This window comes from Gimesia chilikensis, from assembly GCF_008329715.1.
GTDB classification, from domain to species: Bacteria; Planctomycetota; Planctomycetia; order Planctomycetales; family Planctomycetaceae; genus Gimesia; species Gimesia chilikensis.
In genome coordinates this window covers 224,550-242,361 of record NZ_VTSR01000012.1, presented here as the reverse complement: position 1 = coordinate 242,361, position 17,812 = coordinate 224,550, and the positions used below count along the sequence as shown (strand labels likewise).

At 54.2% G+C, this 17,812-nt stretch carries 13 protein-coding genes; 4 read left to right on the top strand and 9 right to left on the bottom strand.

The window, feature by feature from the left end; all coding sequences use genetic code 11:
- Positions 1-524: 524 nt before the first annotated feature.
- From FYZ48_RS18010 to FYZ48_RS18000, 3 genes are all read right to left on the bottom strand, one after another.
- Complete coding sequence (locus FYZ48_RS18010; protein ID WP_149342865.1) at positions 525-1,214, bottom strand: hypothetical protein; 690 nt, start codon at positions 1,212-1,214, stop codon at positions 525-527.
- 41 nt (positions 1,215-1,255) lie between these two features.
- The gene (locus FYZ48_RS18005) at positions 1,256-1,789 is read right to left on the bottom strand and encodes a hypothetical protein (RefSeq protein WP_149342863.1); all 534 of its coding nucleotides are present in this window, start codon (positions 1,787-1,789) and stop codon (positions 1,256-1,258) included.
- A gap of 85 nt (positions 1,790-1,874) precedes the next feature.
- Positions 1,875-2,639, bottom strand: coding sequence for a hypothetical protein (locus tag FYZ48_RS18000; protein WP_149342861.1), 765 nt, complete (start codon positions 2,637-2,639; stop codon positions 1,875-1,877).
- Positions 2,640-3,195: 556 nt separating this feature from the next.
- Here FYZ48_RS18000 and FYZ48_RS17995 point away from each other — a divergent pair.
- Positions 3,196-5,610: a DNA gyrase/topoisomerase IV subunit A gene (locus FYZ48_RS17995; protein ID WP_149342859.1), complete on the top strand. Its 2,415-nt coding sequence runs from the start codon at positions 3,196-3,198 to the stop codon at positions 5,608-5,610.
- An 83-nt stretch (positions 5,611-5,693) separates the two neighbouring features.
- Positions 5,694-7,625: a DNA gyrase/topoisomerase IV subunit B gene (locus tag FYZ48_RS17990; protein ID WP_149342857.1), complete on the top strand. Its 1,932-nt coding sequence runs from the start codon at positions 5,694-5,696 to the stop codon at positions 7,623-7,625.
- 180 nt (positions 7,626-7,805) lie between these two features.
- On the opposite strand, the gene FYZ48_RS17985 is transcribed toward FYZ48_RS17990, so the two are convergent.
- On the bottom strand, positions 7,806-10,058 hold the full coding sequence (locus FYZ48_RS17985) for a coiled-coil domain-containing protein (protein WP_149342855.1): 2,253 nt from the start codon (positions 10,056-10,058) through the stop codon (positions 7,806-7,808).
- A gap of 658 nt (positions 10,059-10,716) precedes the next feature.
- On the opposite strand from FYZ48_RS17985, the gene FYZ48_RS17980 reads away from it, so the two are divergent.
- Both FYZ48_RS17980 and xerD read left to right on the top strand, forming a co-directional pair.
- Positions 10,717-12,984 carry an ATP-dependent helicase gene (locus tag FYZ48_RS17980; protein WP_149342853.1) on the top strand — a complete coding sequence of 756 codons (2,268 nt, stop codon included), beginning with the start codon at positions 10,717-10,719 and terminating at the stop codon, positions 12,982-12,984.
- A 140-nt stretch (positions 12,985-13,124) separates the two neighbouring features.
- On the top strand, positions 13,125-14,075 hold the full coding sequence (xerD, locus tag FYZ48_RS17975) for a site-specific tyrosine recombinase XerD (protein WP_149342851.1): 951 nt from the start codon (positions 13,125-13,127) through the stop codon (positions 14,073-14,075).
- A 13-nt stretch (positions 14,076-14,088) separates the two neighbouring features.
- Here the strand turns inward: xerD and FYZ48_RS17970 are convergent, their stop codons facing one another.
- From FYZ48_RS17970 to FYZ48_RS17950, 5 genes are all read right to left on the bottom strand, one after another.
- The gene (locus tag FYZ48_RS17970; RefSeq protein WP_149342848.1) at positions 14,089-15,030 is read right to left on the bottom strand and encodes a DUF1559 domain-containing protein; all 942 of its coding nucleotides are present in this window, start codon (positions 15,028-15,030) and stop codon (positions 14,089-14,091) included.
- 79 nt (positions 15,031-15,109) lie between these two features.
- Positions 15,110-15,523 (bottom strand): hypothetical protein, encoded by a 414-nt coding sequence (locus FYZ48_RS17965; RefSeq protein ID WP_149342846.1) that lies wholly within the window; start codon positions 15,521-15,523, stop codon positions 15,110-15,112.
- A 12-nt stretch (positions 15,524-15,535) separates the two neighbouring features.
- Complete coding sequence (locus FYZ48_RS17960) at positions 15,536-16,153, bottom strand: PulJ/GspJ family protein (RefSeq protein WP_149342843.1); 618 nt, start codon at positions 16,151-16,153, stop codon at positions 15,536-15,538.
- Entirely contained in the window at positions 16,153-16,569 is a 417-nt protein-coding gene (locus FYZ48_RS17955; protein ID WP_187782095.1) for a type IV pilus modification PilV family protein, read from the bottom strand. The genes FYZ48_RS17960 and FYZ48_RS17955 overlap by 1 nt, the downstream gene beginning before the upstream one ends.
- 61 nt (positions 16,570-16,630) lie before the next feature.
- Positions 16,631-17,743: a type II secretion system F family protein gene (locus tag FYZ48_RS17950; RefSeq protein ID WP_149342839.1), complete on the bottom strand. Its 1,113-nt coding sequence runs from the start codon at positions 17,741-17,743 to the stop codon at positions 16,631-16,633.
- Positions 17,744-17,812: the final 69 nt, after the last annotated feature.

Below are 17,812 nucleotides of genomic sequence, written 5' to 3'. Positions count from 1 at the left end.
AAAACCAGGAAGCAATGGCAACAATTTGCTTTGGTGGGAAACTATTTGTAATCGGAGTTACTAGCGCTTTGCCGCTCACGATGGGAAGGAAGGAGCGCTGTCTGAAGTTATTGAATCATGGTGAAGGGGACGGGGGAGTCAAGACAGAATTTTGTCCTGGTGTGACCGGATTTTGTCCTGATTGGTCCGGGTTTTTGTCCTGCTGTGTCCCGGTTCTGTCTCGAATTGCCCTGAAAATTGAGGCGTTTATTCACTGTAGTGAGAACAGCGGTGCGAGATGTTCCCGTGAAGAGGGGGTGAAAATGGAGGGTGATTCCGGTGGTGATGAGTCACTGGTGCAACGTGTTCCGGTGATCGCTGACCTGCCTCGCGCGCGAGCCAGAGGGGGAAGAGGATACGTGGTGGCGGGGTGTGGTCAAGAGCAGGTTTGCACCCCAGGTAAACAGCCAGAGCCACTGCCTGAAGTTCAGGAGTGGCTCTGGTGTCTGATGTTGACGAAATCGTTTCTGAATTGGGGTTCAGAATTACTTCTCGTAAGAAGCCTGGTTCAGCTTGGAAGGCTCTGGCGGTACAGCAGGAGTTTCTTCCTGCTGCTGAGGAGCGGCTTCCGGCTGAGCTTCGACGGGGGCACCGGTGGAGTAGTAAACCGGTCCCTGTCCGTAGTAGTTATGACCGCGACAGTGCTTGCAGCCATGTCCGCGGCAGGCACGACAGTCACGTGTGTGGTACATGCTTGGATCGGGTGGCGGCGGAATCATGCCGGCCCGTGGTTGCCAGGTCGGTACACTCTGGTAGTAGAAACCGAGCTGGGTGGTATCGGTAGGCATGTAGATCTGCGGGTAGTTCGCCGGTCCGGTGGGGCCGGGCTGTCCCATGTACTGGTTCGAGTAGTACCGCTGATACTGCACGGGGGTGCGTTGAATCATTTGAGCGGAAGGAGGACACCAGCCATGACCGGGTGAAGTATGACATTTTCTCAGGAAGGCCCAGCCTTCGCGTGAGTTGTAGTTGCGATAGACGCCGTCCCCGTCAAAGCGGTCGGAATAGCCGGGGGGGCAGTTATAGCCGTAGCCACCACCTCGCACGTGATGACCGACCTGCTGGATCTGTCCCGCGCCGGCGGTTGTTTTCTCTTCAGCACTTGCTGTCACAGTATGGAGCATGACGCCGGTTACTGCCAGAATCGCAAGGCTTTGCACGCTTAAGATTTTCATGTGAATCTTCCTGGACCCGATAAAGGCTACTGGGTTTTAAATTACTGAACGATGCGAGAAATGGGAGTAATGCGGCTGGAGGGAACGCCCCATCCGTAGTTGTAAGTCTGACGTACAGTCGGAGCCAGAGGCACAGCCACAGGAACGCCATAGCCCTGAGCACCGTACAGCTGTCCGTCGCGACCATCGAAGTAGTAAGGATCGACGGCGTAGGTCATTTTGTAGTGTCCGATAGGAGCACAGCCTTTACCACCGCAGCCGGTGGGAATGAAATAACCGAATTTGCAACGGAAGAATTCGCGAAGCGATCCGCGTTTTCCGATGCCGGCTGAAGTCCGACAGTGCGGACAGTCACCACCACCCGAGTACGTAGCACCGTTCGAGTAGGAGTAGACATGGTTGTGTTTACAACCACATTTATCTTTGAGGTAGCCCACCTGCTGAATGGGAGCAGCCTGTTTCTGATTCAGTTTCAGGCCACCAGGCTCACCTGCATGCAGGCCCTGAGCAGAGAGAACCGTCATAATGCCGGCGACTGCGACGAGCCCTGCGATTTTATAAGTTAACTTGTGCATTTTATAACTTCCTGATCGTATCTCTGAGTGAATGGCTCAGCGTGATAAACGTTTTCCGGTTGCAACAACGCTCCGTGAGAGGCCGTTATCTCACCATAGGAGGAATGAACTTGGGGAAAAATCCGAAATCTGATTTGTACTTCACGTTGACGCGGGTACCTTCGAGTTCCCAGCGTTCGTGGGAACGCATACCGAAGGGAGTCCAGATCCAGCCCCCTTTGACGTTGTAGAAGTAAGGGCCATACATGGCGTTGTACTCATGCGGATAGAGCATCTCATGCGGAGAGAACGCCTGGTTGGTGATAATGGTCCGTCCGACGTAATCAGGAATCCCCGGTTTGGGACTGGGATACATGGGAGCGCCCAGCTGCGGGTATCCGGGCAGGACGTTCATACCAGCCATCGATGGCATGGGCTGAGCGGCTTTGTAATGTTTATGGTCTTTGAAGTGTCCGTGGCTGATGGGTCGTGCCTGGACAGCATTGTTAAAGGGAGCCGGTGTGGAGGTAATGATCCGCGGCTGATTGCTGACCTGCTGAATCGGACCATATCCCGAAGCACGACGTCCGAGAGTAGGACGCTTGACGAACACTTTCTGGCTGGACTGCTGGGGAGCTGCCTGCTGTTCGTGAGCGACCTGCTTGACGTCAGCCGACTGATCCTTGGAGCGGCTGAATGTTCTTTTGAACCAGCTGACCGGATTATATTTGGACGTACTCGACTGGACTTCCTGCTGCACAACGGCATTATTGACCGCACCTGGCTCAGCAGCATGTAGTGCCGGCGCCATCAGAATAAACGCCGGTAACAGTCCTGTGAGCAGGGTTACCTTCAGACTCGTCTGAGCCATAACAATCCCTCCCTGGATTTTATTGTGGTTAATCCACCAATGAGACTGCGGCGAAGGCTCGTCGGACCTCCGTCAGTCAATTATAATGTTCAAATGTCTTGTGTCTGAACCGGTACTGGTTCCCCGTTGTGGCTGAGTCATGTCACAAAGACCGCAACGAGCCCCGAAATAGATGAATTTTCACTTTTCAGAGTTCCGGTCAATTTTGTATGTTTCAATCGCCAGATTGCGACCCTCTCGAAAAGAAAGCCACTAGTCCAAATTTCGGCTGGCAGGAATCGTCGGAATGAGTCATTTTGTAACTACGATGACGATTCGTCCTATTTTCCCGAATTATTGTCTATTTAACGGGTTACGAGTGGCCTCATCTGTTCAATAATCGTTTTAACAGATACAATCCTCAATGTTTTCACAAACATAAAATTCGACACATTTTTCTTAAACTACCAGCGGGAATGACCCGAATTCTGAATAATAAGCCCGCCTGAGATCGATAACCTGATGGTCGTCTGCTGACCTTCAGTCGGGACGGGTAATCGAAGTTTTGGAGAGACTCTTGGCGAAACGAAAATCAGCCAGTAACGGCGCAGAGAATGGCACCAACGGAAACGCCAGCGTTGAAACGGACCGTATTGAATATGTTCCCATCAGTGAGGTCACGCGACGTCGCTATCTGAACTACGCGATGTCAGTCATCACTTCCCGGGCGTTGCCTGACGTCCGGGACGGTCTGAAGCCGGTACAACGCCGCATTTTGTATGTCATGTACCACGACTTGCGTCTGGTGGCCAATGCGAAGCCCCGTAAATGCGCTAAAATCTGTGGTGATACCACGGGTAACTACCATCCACACGGTGACGCTTCCGTGTATGACGCCCTGGTCCGTCTGGCCCAGGACTTCAACCTGAGGAACCCTCTGGTCAATGGTCAGGGGAACTTCGGTTCGATTATGGGTCTACCGGCCGCTGCTGCCCGTTATACGGAAGCCCGTCTGACCGGCATCGCAGAGCATCTGATGAATGAACTGCGATACCAGACCGTCGAAATGCGTCCCAACTACGATGGTACCCGCAATGAGCCGGTTGTCCTGCCGGCCCGCTTCCCTAACCTGCTGGTTAACGGAGTACACGGGATCGCCGTCGGGATGGCGACGAACATTCCACCTCACAATCTGGGTGAAGTAGTCAAAGCCTGCACGCATCTGATCCATCATCCCGATGCGACCGTGGCCCAATTAATGAAATACATTAAAGGTCCCGACTTCCCGCTGGGAGGCCGGATCGTCACGGACAAACGCTCTCTCACCAATGTCTATAAGGATGGCCGCGGACCGATCAAGATTCGGGGCGAGTGGAAGATCGATACAGACAAAAAAGCCAGTTCGAAAAATGCCCAGCGGCTGATCGTTTATTCGGTGCCTTATGCCGTCGAAACGGGATCTCTGCTGTCGGAAATCGGGGGCATTGTCGAATCGCGGAAGCTGCCCCAGCTGCTGGATGTCGCCGACGAAACGGACGACAAGAACGGTCTGAAGATCGTCCTGGAGATCAAGCCGGATGCCGACCCTGAAACGGTAATGGCCTTCCTGTACAAGCACACGCACCTGGAACAGAACTTCGCCGTCAACCTGACCTGCCTGGTTCCCGATGATTCAGACGTACTGATTCCCCACCGTTGCGATCTGCGGGAGATGTTACAGTACTTCCTGGACTTCCGTTTCATTACGGTCCGCCGCCGCTTCGAATATCAGTTGGAACAGCTGGAACGCCGGATCCATATCCTGGAAGGTTTCGAAATCATCTTCAACGGGCTGGATAAAGCCCTGAAACTGATTCGTGCCAGTAACGGGAAACAGGATGCCGCCCAGAAGCTGATGGCCGAATTTCCGCTGGATGAAATCCAGACCATGGCCATTCTGGAACTGCAGCTGTACCGCATCTCGAAACTGGAAATCAATACGATCCGCGAGGAGCTGGAAGAGAAACGGGCCGAAGCAGACCGGATTCGCAAGATCCTGGCTTCCGACAAACGACTCTGGAAGGTGGTTGAAACCGAGTTGAAAGAACTGGGCGAGGAATTCCCCGAGAAACGCCAGACGAAGCTGGGTTCTTCGGACGAAATTACCGAGTTCGATCCGCAGGCGTATATCGTCAAAGAAAACACGAACGTGGTGGTCACCCGCGAGGGATGGATCAAACGCGTCGGACGGCTGCAGACCAAAGGCGATACCCGGGAGCTCGCCAAAACGCGTGTCCGCGAAGGGGACAGCGTGCTGGATGTCGCACCAGGAAGCACCCTGGATCATGTGGTGTTCTTCTCCAGTGATGGCGTCGCCTATACGCTGCCGATCGAGCAGGTTCCGGTCTCCTCGGGTTACGGCGAGCCGCTTTCGAAACATGCCCGCATGGGTGACGGGGCAAGCCTGGTCGCTGCGATTACGACAGACGCCCGGTTCACACCGGAAGATAAAGCGACGAAGAAAGAGCCGATTCCTACGCCGCACCTGCTGATCGTCACCGAAAAGGGGCAGATCATGCGGATTTCGTTCAGCCTGTTCCGCCAGGCATCGACGAAAGCGGGCCGTAAATTCTGTCGACTCGGAAAAGACGACCGGGTGGTCTATGCCGGCCTGGTGGATGAGGCGGAAACGATGTTTATCGCAACCAAAGATGCCCGTGTGTTACACTGTGAGATCGAAGAAGCAGCCCTGCTCTCGAATCCGGGTAAGGGAGTCAAAGGGATCAAGCTGGAAAAAGGGGACTCCGTCATGGGTGCCCTGCAGCTCACGCGACCCAGCGACTGTCTGCGGGTCATCAACACCAGTGGCAAGAAAATGACTTTTGGCCAGATGAAGTACGGCGTCACGTCCCGCGGCGGTAAAGGGGTCAAAACCAGCCAGCGGAGCGGGTTCGCTGAAATTCTCTATCCGCCCATCGAAGTGGTGGACTGGGACGAGATCGAACAGGAATAAGCCTGCAGCGGGGCGATGTTCCCATCGCGAGCAGACAAACAATTCAGTTACAAGTTCATTGAGAAAAGACGACCAGTAAAATTATGGCAACGGCAGCAAAATCATCTGACGCTAAAAAATACTCCGCTGATGACATCGAAGTTCTGGAGGGGCTCGAAGCGGTCCGCAGACGGCCTTCGATGTATATCGGGGGTGTAGACATTCGCGGACTGCATCACCTGCTCTGGGAAATCGTGGACAACTCGGTCGACGAATACCTGGCCAATGAAGCGGACACGATTGTGGTCACGCTGCATAAAGATGGTGCGTCGTGCAGTGTCAAAGACAACGGTCGTGGTATTCCGGTCGATAAGCACTCCAAGACCAAGAAGTCGGCCCTGGAACTGATTCTGACGACCCTGCATGCCGGGGGTAAATTCTCGGACAAGAACTACGCCCGCAGCGGTGGTCTGCACGGCGTGGGTTCATCTGTGGTCAACGCACTGTCTTCAGAGATGGTAGCGACCGTCTACCGGGACGGGCACCAGTATGTGCAGCGCTATAAAAAGGGCAAACCGACGACACCGGTAAAGAAGGTTAAACCATTCCGCGGGCATGGAACGGAAATTCATTTCCGCCCGGACGATAGCATTTTCCGCCGCGTGCACTTCAACGCCGACACGATCCGCCAGCACCTGGAAGACATCGCCTTCATTCATGGCGGGCTGAAAATCACGTTCCGGGATGAAGTCAAAAAAGAGACACACGAACTGTCACATCCGGAAGGGATTCGTGGCTACCTGGACAAGCTGGCAACCGAACAGCAGAAGAAGCCGGTACACGAACAACTGTTTTACGCGGAAAAAGAAGACGAACATATTCGCGTGGAACTGGCCCTGAAATGGACCGACGCGACCGACGAGCAGGTGCGCAGTTATGTGAACGGTATCCGCACCCATGCCGGGGGAACGCACGAAAGCGGGCTGCGGTCGGGGATCGCCAAGGCGGTCAAGAACTACATGGACGTGCATAACATCAAGCACAAGGGGCTCCTGATTTCGACGGACGACATTCGCGAAGGTGTGCTCTGTCTGATCTCGGTGTTCCATAACGATCCGATGTTCCAGGGGCAGACCAAAGAGAAGCTGAATAACCCGGAAGTCAGTGGCTTTGTCGAAGGGATTGTCCGTCCGCTTCTGGAAACCTGGTTGAACAACAACCCTTCAATCGCCGACGCGGTTGTGGGGCGCATCGTTCTGGCGGCCCGGGCCCGGATGGCCAGCCGCGATGCCCAGAAAGAAGTCAGACGCAAGACACCCTCCAACCGCAAGTCGACCCTGCCGGGCAAGCTGCTGGACTGCCGGTCCAACAAGCCGGAAGAGTCGGAACTGTTCCTGGTCGAAGGCCTGTCCGCCGGTGGTACCGCAGCGATGGGGCGAGACAGCCGCATTCAGGCCGTGCTTCCCTTACGCGGTAAGGTTCTGAATACCGAATCGCTGGCTGTCTCCAAAATCATGGGGAACCAGGAAATCAAAGACCTGGTCGAAACACTGGGCACCGGCATCGGTGCGAACTTTGATATTCGCAACCTGCGTTACAACCGCATTATCCTCCTGATGGATGCTGACAGCGACGGTTACCACATCAGCACACTGCTGCTGACGTTCTTCTTCCGTCACATGATGGAGCTGATTCGACAGGGCAAGCTCTTCCTGGCCCAGCCGCCTCTGTACTGCATCAGTGTAGGGACCGAGAAATATTACGCCCAGGATGATGTGCAGAAGGAAGAGATCATCGAGTCTCTGCCGGCGAACCGCAAGTATGAAATCGGCCGCTTCAAAGGTCTGGGTGAGATGACCGCGAAGGAACTGAAAGAGACGACCCTGGATCCCAAAAAGCGGGTGCTCCTGAAAGTCGATATCGACAGTCAGCTGGATGCGGACGCAACCTTCTCCCAGTTGTTCGGTAAAGATGCCAGCCAGCGGTATGATCTGATCATGGAAGAGGCGATCGAAGCCGACGACATCGATTATTGATCGAAAGTCCGTAATCCGGCCTTGATCGCTTAGTGCCCCTGCCGATACTACTGATCGGCCTCAAGAGGATTTGTCTTCCCGGTTCAGCAGTTGTGCAGGGAGCATCGCGCACAAAAAACGGGAGGCGAACCAGATGATTCGCCTCCCGGCTTTAATTCAACTCAGTGGAAATCCGAGGGTTTATTTAACCGAAGCGGTTTTCTCAACTGGTGGTGGCAGTTCTGTCTCGTTTTTCTCCACGGTCAGATCGTTACCGATGGTCAGGGTCAACCAGCCATCGTTGGCAACAATGTCTTTGATGTGCAGATAGACGGTCCGGTTTTCCAGTTTGGCTTTAACCTGGGCGTCTTCAACGCGATCTGGAAATGCCTTTTCCATTTTGTTGCGAACTACACCTGAGCGGGCGATCTGAGAAGCAACGCTCTTGGGCCGCTCAACGGGAGACGATTTGATGGTTCCCCGTGTGATGGAAATCTTGTTGCCTTCAACCTTGAAGCTGAGAGGTACGGTGATTTCCTGAGTCGGAACGGCGGTTTCGCCTTTCTGCTCAAATCCACAGCGTAAAATCAGGTTGAGTGTATTATCACTGATCTTAACCCGGATCGGATCATGATCATCGAATGCCAGAATGTTGGGACCTTTATCAGGATCAACGGGTGGACGCTGCAGTTTGACCTTGCGGCCCAGAACATCGGCGATCGATTTTTCAAACTCGGTGATCAGATCCTGATCGGAGATTTTACGGCCTTCCAGGTTCATTCGGGAGAGGCTGTTGTTCATCAGCGATTCGTGCATCTGCAGGACAACGCTCTCGTCAGAAGCGATCGAGAGTGGCGGCGAGTTAGCGGCCAGTTCTCCGGTATCCATCAGACGGGTGCGGACATAAAGATGAGTATCGGTAGAAGCATAGCTGCGGGCAGACGGGAACAGGCCGTTGTCACGCAGACGCTTGTTGAACTTCTGACCGACTTCCTCGTTGGCTTTGGTGATGCGTTCGTCAACTTCTTCATCGAAGCGGGGACGAACCCGATCACGAACACGCTGAGCAGCGATGGCTTCAGCTTCAGGACGCAGTTCTTCGGTGCGGCGGTATGCCATTTTGCGCCCCAGGCCAGCCAGCAGCGGGATGCCATCCAGCTTGGTGGAAGCACCAACGGTGGTGTTATTGGCCTGCACGTCAACCCAGGCGGGCTGTGTGGTGAACAGGTCGCCGTTGAAGTTGATTTCTTTTGCACCCCAGATCTGGTGGTGACCAGAGGTGTAAATTGTAGCCTGGCTGGTCTGACCAGAGGTTTCACTGTTGGTGACACCGTTCAGAGTCAGAGCGAAACGCAGAGTCGCATCGCTGGGTTGGAAGTCGACGCCAACTTCAGTGGTGGTCGCCTGGTTTCCGGTAACATAAGCACCGAGGATACAGTCAACAACAGGACCGGTTTCGCAGGTGCTGTCTTTGATCAGACGGTTCATGAAGTCTTCAGCGACCATAACCCGCAGGTTGTAGTTGAAGTAGTTATTCCGCAGAGCAGTTGTCAGCGGCTCCAGACCACCTTCCAGCTCTTCACGCAGCAGAGCGTATGCTTTACGGGCTTCGAAAGCGTACTTGCTGTTCTGGGTGACTTCGTACTCTTCCAGGTTTTCAACCAGGGCAGCGAGTTCTTCGCGAATCTTGCCTTTGTTGATCTGGGTTTTGCCAGGCTTGGCTTCTGCCAGGAAAGCGTTGATCGATTTTTCCAGGTCCTTGAACTGAGCACGGTTGAAGAACTTCCGCTGTTCGGCATCTTCAAGAGCACCCCGGTTCTGGAATTTGGTTTTCAGAGCCTTGAGCAGATCCATCAGTTCGACTTCGGAGTAGCTGTTTTTCAGCTCTTTCTGCAACTGGTTCAGCTGCAGGTAGTCGACCCAGCCATTTCCATTCTGCAGAGTACCCAGGTATTTTTTGAGTGCTGTAGCAGCAGCTGCAACCTGGTTCTGTTTGGCTTTCATCTGGGCTGCTTTGATCGTTGCGATGTTGACGTTCAAAGTTTTCAGAGCGGCATCAGCGATATCAACGCGACGCTGCAGGCTGCTGGCGTATTCGGCCAGGGCCGCCTGACCCTTGGCTTCGTCGATCTTCGCCTGCAGGCTCTTCAGAGTGGCCTGCTGCTGTGCAACGGGCATGTCCGATTCGTAGAGTTTTACAAGCAGGTCAGAAACCTGTGTGCTCCACTTGGCCCATTTTCCCTCGAGACCTTCGGGGGCCTCGGAAATTCCTTCAGGAACTTCGGCTGGCAAGATGCCTTGCAGTCCGACATCCGCTTTTTCTGGCTTCTTATCTTCAACAGCCAGAGTGGTTGTGACAACCAGCGCGAGGCTGGCGATACCCAATACAGCAAAACTGACCATACCATAATAAAGCGAGCTTTTTCTGGCTGGCTTGGATTCCTTGAGAAGCATGTCTGATCGCACTCCATCGGCAAAAGGACTCGAATCACGGTGGCCACCGTTAAACGGAAACAGGGCCTGTCAGGCCCGCGTTCTCTCGTGTGGTGGTGGAAACTACCGTTGTAAAATAATTTATCGTCATTTACCGGTCGGGAGTGTGTTGAATTCCTACATCCCAACCGGCATTCAACTAATCCAGCTTCATAACCTGCAAAACCCTGTCTGGAAGTAATTTCCAGAAATAGAATGTTCCACAGATCGAAATCTGGCGTTTTTTATTGGAGCGAATTTGAGCTGAAAACTCCGGGCAAATCTCCCAGTCTCTGAAATCGACAGAGTCTGAGGTTGATTCTGCTTTAACTCAGGAGAGATCCAGATCATCATTCCATCTTAGCGCAGTCTAGTAGACCCGCAAATATTGTGCAATCAACCAAAGCACCTTGAACTCACAACATTAACAAAACGTACGAAAGTTCACTATTATTTCTAAATCTGGTCTGATTTCTCAAGTCTTTTTTGTATTTGATGTCAAATTGCTCTCGAAACAGACTCTTTCTCAGTGTGAAAACTGGGAATCACTGACGGTTCGATTTGGAATTTGAGCCCCCTGCCCTTACATTGATGATTTCAGCAACGGAACCATTCAGCTTCGCTTGAAAAGGATTTTGACTTGGATTTTCAGCAGGTCCTCACGCCGGAACAATACGCTGCCGTCAGCCATCACCAGGGACCACTGCTGGTACTGGCTGGACCCGGTTCGGGAAAGACGCGCGTCATTACTCACCGGATTGCCTCGCTGATCCAGGCAGGCGTGCCCGCGAATCAGATACTGGGGATTACCTTTACCAATAAAGCCTCGGATGAAATGGGCGAACGGGTCCAGCAACTGATCCCCGGCATCCGCGTGGAGATCTCGACCTTCCATAAATTCTGCGTCCGCATTCTGAGACGCTACGGCAGAGCCGTTGGCCTTGACAGTAACTTCTCGATTTTTGACACGAGTGATCAGCAACAGTTAATTCGTTACGTGCTCAATGAACTGGACATCGACACGGTAGCCTACAATCCCTCGACGATGGCAGGCATGATCAGCCGTGCGAAGAACGACCTGATCACCGCAGAGCGATATGCGGAAGCGTTTCAGGAATCGATCGGCGATCACCTGCAGGCGGTGGCCGCACGGGTCTACCCCGTCTATCAGCGACTGCTGCTCGAATCGAACGCCGTCGATTTTGATGACCTGCTGCTGCACGTCGCCAGCCTGCTCAAAGGTTCGCCCGAACTGCGTGCCACGCTCGACGAACGTTATCAATATATTCTGGTAGACGAGTACCAGGACACCAACCTGGCACAATACCAGATCGTGATGGGACTCTCACTCAACACCCGCAATCTGTGCGTCACCGGCGATCCGGATCAGTCCATCTATGGCTGGCGTGGTGCTAAGATCGAAAACATTCTGCAGTTCGAACGCGACTTCCCGGACTGCCAGACAATTCGACTCGAACAGAACTTTCGCAGTACGAAAGAAATTCTCCGCGTCGCCGACAGTCTGATTGTGCACAACCAGCGACGAAAAGCCAAAACACTGTTCACCGAGAACCCGGAGGGAACGCCGGTCGAACTGCTCACCTATAACGACGAGCGACAGGAGGCGGAAGAGATCGCCCTGCATATCCGCCGCGCCGTCGACCGGGGTGAATTTGAATACACCGACTTCGCCATCTTTTACCGCGTGAACTCGCTCTCCCGCGAACTGGAGCTGGCGCTGGCCCGACATAAAATTCCTTACCAGCTCGCAGGTAGTGTCGCATTTTACGAACGGACCGAAGTCAAAGACCTGCTGGCGTATCTCAAGCTGATTAACAATCCAGATGACCGCGTGGCGTTTGGCCGGATCGTGAATAAGCCACTACGGGGGATCGGCAAAACCACACAGAGAAAACTCATCCGCTGGGCAGACGAGAAAGGAATCAGTCTGCTCGAAGCCGCGCACCAGGCCGCAGACTGTTCGACGCTGTCCAAGCGGGCCGCGACGATGGTTGCCCGGTTCGCTAAAATGATCTCCGGATTTTCACTGGCCGACACCGGATCTGTGGCCCAGCTGATGGAAGTGGTCATCGACAGTACCCGGATGATCGACAGCTGGAAAGAGAGTCCGGATGAAGACGATCAGCAGCGGATCGCTAACGTGAACGAACTGGTCTCCACGGCCCGAAAGTACGACCAGATCTTTGGTGACGAGACGACGCTGGAGGGGTTCCTTGAAGTCAGTACCCTCGCCAGCGCCACCGATCAGCTGGATGCGGAATCGGGACAGGTGACGCTGATGACGCTGCACGCCGCGAAAGGGCTGGAGTATCCGGTCGTCTTTATTATCGGCGTCGAACAGAATCTGATTCCTCACGAACGGGTGCTTCGCGAAGAGCTTCGTGATGGTCTGGAAGAGGAACGACGGCTGTTCTTTGTAGGTATCACCCGGGCCGAACAGTGTCTGTACCTGACACAGACACGCGAACGCTCACTGCGCGGGCGTCCCTGGCGGACGATCACCAGTGACTTCCTGAAAGAGATCGATGTCGAAGTCAAAGACATGACCGATTTCCTGGGAGAGCACCGCTCGCATTTTGATGATTTCGTCGAATCCGTTAAACGGGGTGAGGTCGACACCGAGGCACTGAAGGCGGCGACTCCCCAGAAAAAACCTCTGCTGATGACCGGGGCTGACCTGCTGAAGCAGACCCCCGAAGCAGCCGAACTCCCGCAGGGTTTCTCGGTCGGCATGCGGGTACGTCATCCGCGGTACGGAGTCGGTACCGTCATGGGCATCAGCGGTTTTGCCCGTAAACGCATGGTTACAGTCCTCTTCGACGAGATGGAAGAGGGTCAGACCTTCGTCGCCGCCCACTGTCCGCTACAACCGTTGGGACTGCGCTAACCGGCCCCGCGTTCATGGCATCTGACGCATCCTTCCGATAAAGCCTCTGGTCCCCGCTGCGCCGTCTGTTAAACATGAAGTAGCAGACAGTGACATCTGCGCAGCAGCGACGTTGGACTTATCTGAAGCGAAGGACTTGCATGCCTCCCCGAAAGCGACCGCCGGCAAATTCAAAATTCCAGGTTCGCAAACCGGCCGATCCCGGCGTGCATCTGGAACCGTTCCTGAATTACCTGGAAGCCGAATGTGGAATGGCGGCCAACACCGTCTCTGCCTATCGCTCCGATATCACGCAGTTTCTGGACTGGTACCGCAGTCAGCCCTCCCGCCCCTTGAGTCAGGTCGATCTGAAGTTTCTGAGCGGGTATCTGCAACACCTCAACAAACGCCGACTGGCCGCGACGACCGTTTCGCGACACCTGGTTTCGATTAAGCTGTTTTTCCGCTACCTCGTTCTGGAAGGAATCCTGGCGGAGAGTGTCGCCGATCTCTTGAATTCTCCCAAGCTCTGGAAATACTTGCCGAAAGTCCTGAGCCCTGAGAAAGTCAACGAACTGCTGATGGCGCCCTGCAACGCCGACCGGTATCCGCTCCGTGACCGTGCGATTCTGGCGATGATGTATGCCACCGGCTGTCGCGTGAGTGAGATTGTGAATCTCCCACTGGACTCCGTCAAACTGGCGGAAGGCTATGCCCGCTGCGTGGGTAAAGGGAACAAGGAACGCATGGTTTCACTGAACCCCGTTGCGGTGGCGGCCGTCGAAGCCTACCTCAAGTACGAGCGTCCCGATCTCACCCGACGCAACCCGGCAGAGCAGGCACTGTTCCTGGGTCGAGGCGGTAAACAGCTCTCCCGGATCATGGTCTGGAACATCGTCAAGAAAAACGCGGCCCGGGTCGGCTGCAGTAAAGAGGTCAGCCCGCATACGCTCCGGCACAGTTTCGCGACACACATGATGGCTGGCGGCGCCGAGATCCGCGCCCTGCAGGAACTGCTGGGACACGCGAATATTCGCACGACCCAGATTTATACCCACGTGGATCACAGTCGCCTCAAAGCGGTACACCAGATGTATCATCCCCGTGGCTGATGCGAGCGGCGGGTTAAAACGCTTTTTTCATCAGCTTTCCATCCGCGCGGTTCCCCAGCTGATGCAACAGCGGCGCGTCGATATTCTCTGAAATGAACTGCACCCTGCCATCTCCAAATCCGAAATGGGCACCCCCCGCATGATAGCTGCCAAAGCCTCCCATTTTCAGTAGCGGGTCCCCTTTGTCTTTCCCAGAATCAGCATCAGAATCCGGCTCCAGCCCGGGAGGTTGAGTGTACCTGTTGGCTCTCCCCGGTTTGTCCCCATTGATAGAGCTTGTATTCCGCAATGTTGCAGAGGTGCCGGATAACCACCCCAGATTGTCTTTGGTATAGAAGTGTTCGCCGACAAATATCGTGTTGGAACTGCCGTCTGTAATCTGGTCATAACGAATACTGCTGTTGAGAAACATCACACCGTTATTCTCGCTGTCCAGCGGTGCTTCAGTACCGTTGTAACAGGCACCGTAGTTGGTCTGAAACAATGGGACGCCCTCTTCAGAACTTGCGTACGTGTAATAGTTCATCGGGTCGGAGGGACAATGCAAAACGACCATCTCCACTTCGCGGACGTCGTTGTTGGCGGGAGCATACACACTCTGCTTGAAGTCGATGTGCTCGAACACAGCCGGCTGATCCAGATACGGCATCAACCCTGACAGCCAGTTCATGTGATACCCCTTGGGTTCATTCTTGATGGGCCCGGTATCGTTATAGACACCCGCCGGCAGCATTTCGTACGCCATCTCGTAATTCTGCAGCGCCAGGCTGATCTGGACGAGGTTGTTCTTGCAGGTAACCCGTCGCGCTGCTTCACGGGCCTGCTGAACCGCAGGCAGGAGCAGTGCGATTAAAATCGCGATAATGGCGATGACCACCAGCAGCTCAATCAAGGTGAAGCCAGGTCGCCGCAGTTCACGGGCACTGCGAAATCTGAAAGGAACTTCGTTCTTCATTTCAATTCCCCGGATTGTAGTTTCAATGATGTTCTATAAAGCATGATTTATGACATTCGATTCAAAATAAAAGTAACGCTTATAATATGATTTTTCGGGTCCGGGTGACGCTGAACGTTTCGTCTTCCGGATAGCGGATACGGGCTTCAATCGACAGCCGATCTGTTTTCTCCGCCGGCTTGAGCTGGATGACAGCAGAAGCAGCATAACGGGTCCCCAGATCTTCCGGCCTGATTTCCCAGACCTCACCTTTATAGTTCGGGTTCTTCAATCGCTGTTCGACGGCCCGCTCCAGGGCTGACTCGGCCAGCCATTCTGCCTGAACGCGTAGCTGCTCGCGGATGACCTGCCTGCGCTGCATCAGGGCTGACTTTAACAAGGAAGCCAGCAGCATGGTGACGATCAGCAGACAGACCATCACCAGAATCAGGACCGCGCCACGACGGGTCGCCTGCCGGCTCTGGGGAGTCTGTCGATTGATTATTCTCTGCATGGATTTGACCTGTCAGTTCGTCTGGTTTGTTTCTTTTTCCGATTGCTCGAAAGAAATTTGTGTCAGCCGATAATCACGACCAATTGTAGAGAGCACGGCAAGTTCATGAGCCGCTCGGGGGCGACTCTCCGGCGTGTTCCCGCTCTCCTTGTCCGGCAGGACCGGGGAACCGGGTTCCCGAATGCTGATGCCTGCCTGATTTAACCGCTGCTGCTGGATAAAATGCGCCTCGCTTCCTGCGGGAACATAGAACATATCTTCGTGTAGAACTTTCCCTTCCCGGGTGACTACGCGATCGATGCGGAACTCCTCAATCCGCCAGGTAATCTGTTCCCCGTCCGGCTTCTGGATAACCAGTGTTTTCGGGTTGGCGACTTTCTCCGGTTCCAGCTGCACTGATTCTGCAGCATGAATGTCATCACGGAACAGTCTTGAGAAACGCTGGAAAGAGGCCCCCAGCCAGACTGCCTCACTCGATTCCCGCTCGGCACGCATGATGGTATGCAGCGTGGTCATGCTGAGCCCCATGAGCACAGTCGCAATCGCCATGGCTACGACGACTTCCACCAGGGATATTCCGGGCGGAATGCCGTGCTGCCTGATTGAGATCATAAATCCACGTCGTCGCATTACTGCTTACCCTTTGGGGAGACCCAGGAAGTTAAGCGTACCGGCTGCTGGATGAGACCACGCTGATCACGCCAGCCCAGCTGAATCTGAATTTTTTTCATCAGCGGTAAATCTTTCGTCTCCTGGATGCGAATCTTCAGGTCGGCGTCAGGGAGTTGCTTCAAGGCACTCTCCGAGAGTGCGAACTTGTCAACCGTCGCCTGCGTCATCTCCGGAAATGGCAGGGCCGCGGTCCGTTCCATCAGGTTTTCCACTTCGACCAGCGCGACCTGTCTCTGCTCGGACTGTTTCTGTTCGCGATGGACCCAGTAAATCGAAGGCACCACGATCATGAAGACAGTCGTCAGCAGAACTCCCGAGACCATCATTTCAATCAGCGTGAATCCCCGACGCCTACGCAGCTTCGGCCGAGTCACCGCTGAGAAATCCTGTTTCTGTCGATACTGTATTCGCACTATGCAACCCATGCCCGTGGGATTACGCCAGGTGATGAACCAGGCTGATCAATGGTAAAAACAAACCAATCACTATGATTCCAACCAGGGCTCCCAGCCCTACAATAAACGCTGGTTCCAGATATTCGCGTACCAGCATCATCCGATAATTAATTCGCCGTTCGATGCTTTTCGCGATCGCCTTCAATGCCCAGCTCAGGTTCCCTGCTCTCTGGGCTGACTGCAGCAGCCGCACCTCACTGGGCGTTAACAGACTAAAATCATGCAGGGCCGTCCAACAGTCGTTGCCTTTGTGAACATCCTGCAGAATTGCTTCAAAGCGTTCTGCCAGCAGTCGGTTATTCGAAGTGTGTGCCAGCGTCTCGAATGCCCCCATTAAAGGGCGCCCCGATTCAGTCGTGACGTGCAGAAATCGAAGCACATCCGGCGCCCTGCCCCGCGGATAGAGCAGGCCATAGACAAACGCAGGACGCCAGCCGTTCTCCAGAAAGCCGCGGCGGGTCAGTATTTTCTGCATGATCCACAACAGTAAGATCGCAACAGGTAGAACGTAGAAATATTCAATGACAAAATCATTGGCTTCAATAATATTCAGCGTCAGGCCCGGCAGTTCTACTTCGAAATCATAGAAGATCTTTTTGAACTTAGGGATGATCCAATAGCCGATAAATAACAGGTTCAGCGCGACAACCAGGAAGACCGCCAGAATATAAAGCAGAACGCCTGCACGGCTCCGCACCTGCTCAGTCCGTTCTGCCATGCAGACTTCTGAAGCCAGCGAAAGCGCCGAGGGCAGCGTGCCCGATTCTGCTCCTGCTTTCACCAGGAAAAACGCATTCGCGGGCAGCAGATCCGGCACCTTATCGACGGCATCAGCCAGGGGAACTCCACTGCGGAGCAAATCCACGAGACGGGAAATCTGCAGTCTCCAGCGGCCATGCACGTCTTTTTCGAAGGTCTCAAGCACGTCGATCAACGACAGCTGTTTCTCCGTAGCCACTGCCAGAATTCTCAAGAGCGCCATCTGCTGTGAATGGGTGACACGTCCCGGAAGCCAGCGTGGCCCACGCAGGAGCGGACGATTGCCCCAGCGCCACAACTGATTCAGAGAATTAAAACGGGACGGCTTATTCATCAACGGGAGGTCGCTTGTAAACAGAAATGTATGTCAGAAAAACGGTTTGAAATGCGATGCTGCATGACG